The organism is Arthrobacter rhamnosi (assembly GCF_054510855.1).
Genome location: NZ_JBTNDT010000004.1, coordinates 461,708 through 468,315, shown reverse-complemented (window position 1 = coordinate 468,315; position 6,608 = coordinate 461,708). Strand labels below are relative to the sequence as shown.

General features: G+C 71.6%; 4 protein-coding genes. 2 read left to right on the top strand and 2 right to left on the bottom strand.

The genetic code is table 11. From position 1 onward, the window contains the following. Positions 1-220 precede the first annotated feature (220 nt). Together ACX80I_RS11030 and rsmI are read right to left on the bottom strand one after the other, a co-directional pair. Positions 221-1,702 (bottom strand): NAD-dependent succinate-semialdehyde dehydrogenase, encoded by a 1,482-nt coding sequence (locus ACX80I_RS11030; RefSeq protein ID WP_459345149.1) that lies wholly within the window; start codon positions 1,700-1,702, stop codon positions 221-223. Between the two features lie 138 nt (positions 1,703-1,840). Next, a complete protein-coding gene (rsmI, locus tag ACX80I_RS11025) occupies positions 1,841-2,632 on the bottom strand; it encodes a 16S rRNA (cytidine(1402)-2'-O)-methyltransferase (RefSeq protein ID WP_459345171.1) in 792 nt (263 codons plus the stop codon). Positions 2,633-2,987: 355 nt separating this feature from the next. Between rsmI and ACX80I_RS11020 the strand changes: the two genes are divergently transcribed. Together ACX80I_RS11020 and ACX80I_RS11015 are read left to right on the top strand one after the other, a co-directional pair. Continuing rightward, positions 2,988-4,619 carry a dolichyl-phosphate-mannose--protein mannosyltransferase gene (locus tag ACX80I_RS11020; RefSeq protein WP_459345148.1) on the top strand — a complete coding sequence of 544 codons (1,632 nt, stop codon included), beginning with the start codon at positions 2,988-2,990 and terminating at the stop codon, positions 4,617-4,619. 41 nt (positions 4,620-4,660) lie between these two features. Continuing rightward, complete coding sequence (locus ACX80I_RS11015; protein ID WP_459345147.1) at positions 4,661-6,502, top strand: AMP-dependent synthetase/ligase; 1,842 nt, start codon at positions 4,661-4,663, stop codon at positions 6,500-6,502. Positions 6,503-6,608 lie beyond the last annotated feature (106 nt).

Sequence of the window (6,608 nt, the reverse complement as noted above, 5' to 3'; positions counted from 1 at the left end):
CGGGGGGGTTCCCCCCCCCCCCCCCCCCCCCCCCCCCCCCCCCCCCCCCCCCCCCCAGCCCTTCTCCCCCCCCCCACCCACCCCCCCCCCCCCCCCCCCCCCCCCCCCCCCCCCCCCCCCCCCCGGGCCAGGGTTTCCTCCGGTCAGGACGCAGCCGGCATCCCGGCCGGGCACTCCGCGTTCACCAGGAGGGACTCCCAGAGGACACCCCGGTGGACGCCTAGGAGGCGTAGGGGTCCGCGATGCCCACGTACTGGGTGTAGAGGTACTCCTCGATCCCCTCGGCACCGCCCTCGCGTCCGAGGCCGGACTGCTTCACGCCTCCGAAGGGGGCGGCGGCGTTGGAGACGACGCCCGCGTTGAGGCCCATCATGCCCGTCTCGAGGCGCTCGCCCATCCGGAGCCCGCGGTTGAAGTCGCGCGTGAAGACGTAGGCCACCAGCCCGTACTCCGTGTCGTTGGCGAGCTCCACCGCCTCGTCCTCCGTGCGGAAGGTGACGATCGGCGCGACCGGGCCGAAGATCTCCTCCTGCAGGATGCGCGAGGTGCGGGGCACGTTCTTGAGCACGGTGGCCTGGTAGAAGTAGCCGTCGCCCGTCACGGGCGATCCGCCGGTCACGGTCTCGGCGCCGGCACCGACGGCCGCGGTGACCAGTTCGTGCACCTTGTCGCGGCTCTTCTGGTCGATCAGCGGGCCGAGCTTCGACTCGTCCTCCGTGCCCCGGGCGGTGGTCATGCCCTTCATGCGCTCGGCGAGCGACTCGGCGAAGCGGTCCGCGATGGACTCGTGGACGATGAATCGGTTGGCGGCAGTGCAGGCCTCGCCCATGTTCCGGAGCTTCGCGAGCATGGCACCATTGACCGCCGCGTCGAGGTCGGCGTCCTCGAACACCAGGAACGGCGCGTTGCCACCGAGTTCCATGGAGGTCCGCAGCACGTTCTTCGAAGCCGCTGCGAGGAGGTTGCGCCCCACCGGCGTGGAACCCGTGAAGGAGAGCTTCCGCAGGCGCGGGTCCTCGATGAGCGGCCCGGTGACGGCACCCGCGGTGGTGGTGTTGACGATGTTGAGCACGCCGGCGGGAAGGCCGGCCTCCTGCAGGACCGTCGCGAACAGGGAGGACGTCAGCGGCGTGAGGTTCGCCGGCTTGAGCACCATAGTGCAGCCCGCCGCGACGGCGGGGGCGATCTTCCGGGTGGCCATGGCCAGCGGGAAGTTCCAGGGCGTGATGAGCAGGCACGGGCCCACCGGCTTCTTGTTCACGAGCAGCCGGGACTTGCCGTCGGGCGACATGGAGTACCGGCCGGAGGTGCGCACGGCCTCCTCGGAGAACCAGCGCAGGAACTCGGCGCCGTAGGCTACCTCGCCGCGGGCTTCGGCCAGCGGCTTGCCCATCTCGAGGGTCATCAGGAGGGCGAACTCGTCGGCACGCGCGGTGACCATGTCGAAAGCCCTGCGCAGGATCTCGCCGCGCTCGCGTGGAGCGGTGCGGGCCCAGTCGGCCTGTGCCGCGGCGGCGGCGTCGAGCGCGGCCATACCGTCCTCGGGTGTCGCATCCGCGAGCGTGAGGAGGGTCTGTCCGGTCGCCGGGTCCTCGACGTTGAACGTCGCGCCCGAGGACGATGCCCGCCACTCCCCGTTGATGAAGAGCCCCGTGGGCACCTTGTCGAGTACTGCCTTCTCCTGGTCGGCCGTGACAGCCATACTGAGCTCCTTCGCGAAGTTTCCGGGGCATTCCCCGAGGGGGACATTCCCGCTCACGCTAGACCCGGCGGCGAAGGGGTGTCCAGTAAAGGGTGCACCGCGAAGTGGCGCTTTCTTTGGTCGAGTGCACAGCGCGGCTCAGCGCGCCGCGATCACCGCCGCGTACAGTTCCCGCTTGCTGACGCGGGTCTCGGCGGACACGGCAGCGACGGCGTCCTTGAGCCTCATGCCGCCGTCGATCAGCGCATTGACGTCCGCGACGTGGTCCTCCGGGCGGGACGCGGCTGCCTCCGGCGCACCCGCGACGACGACGGCGATCTCGCCTCGCACCTCGGTGGCCTGGGCCCACTGGAGGAGCTCGAGGAGTGATCCCCGGATGACCTGCTCATGCACCTTGGTCAGCTCCCGCGCCACCGCCGCCGGCCGGTCGGACCCGAAGGCCTGCTGCAGCGAGCGCAGCATCGGCTCGAGGCGATGCGGTGCCTCGAAGAAGACCATGGTGCGGCGCTCGGCCGCCAGGTCCGCCAGGCGTCCGGCCCGCACGCCCGGCTTCCGCGGGAGGAAACCCTCGAAGCAGAACCGGTCCGTGGGCAGGCCGGACAGTGCCAGCGCCGCGAGGACGGCGGAGGCGCCCGGCACCGCCGTCAGGTCGAGGCCCTCGGCGACCGCTGCCTCCACGAGGCGGTAGCCCGGGTCGGAGACCGAGGGCATGCCGGCGTCCGTGACCATCAGGAGGGTGGCGCCGTCGCGGACCAGGTCGAGGAGTTCCGGCGTCCGCTCCGCCTCGTTGTGTTCGTGGTAGCTGATGACCCGGCCCGCCACCGTCACGCCGAGTGCCTGCACCAGACGGTGGAGGCGGCGCGTGTCCTCCGCCGCGACGACGTCGGCGGACTGGAGCAGGCCGATCAGCCGTTCCGTCGCGTCGCCCATGTTCCCGATCGGGGTGGCTGCGAGGACGACGCGCCCGCGGCCGCTGCCATCCCCGACTGTGCCCCGGTACGCCGTCAGGGGGGCGCGGGCCTCCGCCTGGACGCCCGGAGCCTCGTCCGGGTCCTCGTCGAGGTGCTCGTCCGGGTGCTCGTCCGGGTGCTCGTCCGGGTGCTCGTCCGGGTGCTCGTCGGGGTGCTCGTCCGGGCGCCCGGACGGGTCCTCGTGGCTGAGGTCGGGGGCGGCGTCGTCGTATGGCTGGTTCACCGGTCCAGCCTAGCCGCCATCGGAGGCGGGACCCATGGAAGTGCCCGGCGTCCTGCGGAGCCTGAACGGGCACCGCCGGTAGCATGGCAGGGTGAGCTACACCGCCGTCCGTCCCCGGGGGGACAGCCCGAAGAACGGCGGGTCCTGGGTCCTTGCTCCCGGGTATGCCTACACACGCGACGCGCTGACCGCCCGCCTCCTCGGGGCCACTTCCGCGGGAGGGTCCCTCCGCTGGATTCTCCCCCTCGCCCTGGCCCTGCTCGGCGGCGTGCTGCGCTTCGTCCGGCTCGGCGAACCCGGTTCGCTCGTCTTCGATGAGACGTACTACGTCAAGGACGCCTACTCGATGCTGCAGTCGGGCTTCGAACGGGAATGGCCCGACGACGCGAACGACTCCTTCAACGCCGGCAACCCCGATGTGCTGCTCGACGCCCCCAACTACGTGGTGCACCCGCCCGTCGGCAAGTGGATGATCGCCTTCGGCATGCTGCTGTTCGGCTCCGACAACGCCTTCGGCTGGCGGTTCTCCGCGGCGGCGATCGGGACCCTGTCCGTCCTCCTGCTCGCCGTCGTCGCCCGGCGCCTGTTCGGTTCGGCACTCCTCGGAGCGGCCGCGGGACTCCTCCTGGCCGTCGACGGCCACCACCTGGTGGAGTCGCGCACGTCGCTGCTCGACATCTTCTTGAGCTTCTGGCTCCTCGCCGCATTCGCGGCCCTCCTCCGGGACCGCGACGACGGGCGGCGGTGCCTGGCCCGTCGCCTCGCCGCCCTCGCCGGGCGGAACGGCGACGGCCTGCCGACCCGTGCCGAGCTGTCGTGGGGTCCCTTCCTCGGGTTCCGTCCGTGGCGCCTCGTCGCCGGTGTTTGCCTCGGGCTGGCTCTGGGCACCAAGTGGTCCGCCCTCCCGTTCATCGCCGCGTTCGGCCTGATGACCGTTGCGTGGGACATGAGCGCCCGGCGCATCGCCGGTGTGCATCACTGGTTCCTCGGCGGCGCGGTCCGGGACGGCCTGCTCGCCTTCGCATGCATCATTTCCGTGGCACTGCTGACCTACCTCGGCACGTGGACGGGCTGGTTCCTCTCGGAGGACGCCTACGACCGGAGGTGGGCCGAGCGGAACCCGTCGGAGCAGTGGGGCTGGGTACCGGACAGCCTGCGGTCCCTGGCCGAGTACCACCGCAGCGCCTACACGTTCCACCAGGGGCTCAGCTCGGACCACCCCTACGAGGCGAGTGCGTGGTCCTGGCTGGTCATGGGCCGGCCGACGTCGTTCTACTACCAGAAGCCGACCGGCTGCGGGGCCGACGCGTGCTCGCAGGCCGTCACCGTGCTCGGCAATCCGCTCATCTGGTGGAGCGCCGCGCTGTCCCTGCTCGTGCTGCTGTTCTTCTGGCTCGGCCGGCGCGACTGGCGTGCTGCGGCCATCCTCACCGGCATCGCCGCCGGGTACCTCCCCTGGTTCCTCTACCCGGAACGGACCACGTTCTACTTCTACGCGGTGGCCTTCGAGCCGTTCCTCGTCCTGTCGCTGGTCTACAGCCTCGGGCTCGTGCTGGGCGGTCCGGGCTCGGACCGGGCCCGACGCCGACGGGGTATCGTGCTGGTGGGGGTCTTCCTGGCCGCTTCCGTGGCGCTGTCGGCCTACTTCCTCCCGATCTGGACGGCCGAGATCATCCCTTATGACCAGTGGCGCATCCGCATGTGGCTGCCGAGCTGGATCTAGGGCAGGGTCCACGAGGTCCCCCGGAACGAAAGCGAGCACTGGTGCGCGAAGCCATCACGGAACTCCTGGTCGACCTCCCGCCGGCCGGCAACATCACCGATCTCCTCCTCAGGACCCATGACGCCGACCCCGGGCGGGCGCTGTACGCGCTGCAGTCGGGCGGGCAGTGGCGGGACCTGTCGGCCGCGGAGTTCCTCCAGCAGGTGTCGGCGCTCGCCAAGGGGCTGCTGGCCTCCGGCGTCCAGCCGGGCGACGCCGTCGCCGTGATGTCCCGCACGCGGTACGAGTGGACCCTCGCCGACGTCGCCATCTGGTTCGCCGGCGCCGTGACCGTCCCGATCTACGAGACCTCCTCCGCCCACCAGGTGGCCTGGATCCTCGAGGACGCGCGTCCCGCCGTCGTCTTCGTCGAGGACTGGCAGAAGGCCGGGATCGTCCTCGACGCCGCCGGGCGGGCGGGCCGGACGGACACGACCACGGTGGTGCGCCTGACACCCGGGGACCCCGGCGACGGGGCCACCCTCGTATCGCTCACCGAAGCCGGCACGGCCGTGTCCGATGCTGCGCTGGAAGCAGCGCGCTCGTCCCGCAGCTTGGCCGACGCGGCGTCCATCGTCTACACCTCCGGCACCACGGGCAGGCCGAAGGGCTGTGTCATCACCCACGGCAACTTCGCGCTGTTCGCCGTGAACACGCTGGAGTTCCTGCCCGAGTTCCTGAAGCAGGAGGACGCCAGGACGCTCATGTTCCTGCCGCTCGCCCACGTGCTGGCGCGTGCCGTGCAGGTGGTGTGCTTCACCGGCGGCATCAAGCTCGCGCACTCGGGTTCCGCGGCGCAGCTGCTCGAGGACCTGACGACCTTTCGACCCACGTTCCTCCTCGCCGTCCCCCGGATCTTCGAGAAGATCCACGCCACCGCCGGCCAGCGTGCCGCGGAGACCGGCAGGGGCCGGCTCTTCGCGGCGGCGGAGCGCACCGCCGTCGCCTATTCGCGCGCCGTGGACGCGCGTGGGCGGGGAGGCCGCGGCCCCTCGCCCGTCCTGCGGGCGGCGCACGCGCTCTTCGACCGCATCCTGTATCCGCGGCTGCGTGCCGTGTTCGGCGGCGAGGTCAGGTACACGGTGTCCGGGGCCAGCCCGCTCAGCGAACACCTCACGCACTTCTTCCGCGGCGCCGGCATCCTGGTCCAGGAGGGCTACGGCCTGACCGAGAGCACGGCCCCCTGCACCGTGAACACCGTGCACCTGACGCGGGTCGGGTCGGTCGGCATCCCCATGCCCGGCATGAGCGTCCGGATCGACGACGACGGCGAGGTCCAGGTGAAGGGCGCCGCCATCTTCGCCGGGTACTACCGCAACGACGAGGCGACGGCGGAGGCCTTCACCGCCGACGGGTACTTCCGCACCGGTGACCTCGGCGTCCTCGACGAGGACGGGTTCCTGACCATCACCGGCCGCAAGAAGGACCTGCTCGTGACGGCCGGCGGCAAGAACGTGGCCCCGGGTCCCCTCGAGGAGAGACTCCGCGAGAGCGTGCTCGTGGCACAGGCCGTGGTGGTGGGCGAGGGCAAGCCCTTCATCGGCGCGCTCATCACCCTGGACCGCGAGGCGCTCGGACCCTGGGCGGCCGCGCACGGCAAGCCCGGCCTGACCGCGGAGCAGGCCGCCACCGACGCCGAGGTCCTCGCCGAACTGCAGTCCGCCGTCGACGCCGCGAACGCCACCGTCTCCCAGGCGGAGCAGATCCGGCGCTTCACCGTCCTCGACGTCGAGTTCACCGTGGAGTCCGGGCACCTCACTCCGACGCTCAAGCTGAAGCGCGCCGCCGTCGTCGCCGACTACGCGGATGCCCTCCACGAGCTGTACGGCAAGGGGAAGCGCTAGCCCTGGGAGGTTGCGGGACCAGCCCCCGGGGTGCGTGCACCCCGGCGCGGCGGCCCCGATTCGCCGAACATTGCCACCGGGTCTGAGCACCCGGCGCGGCGGCTCG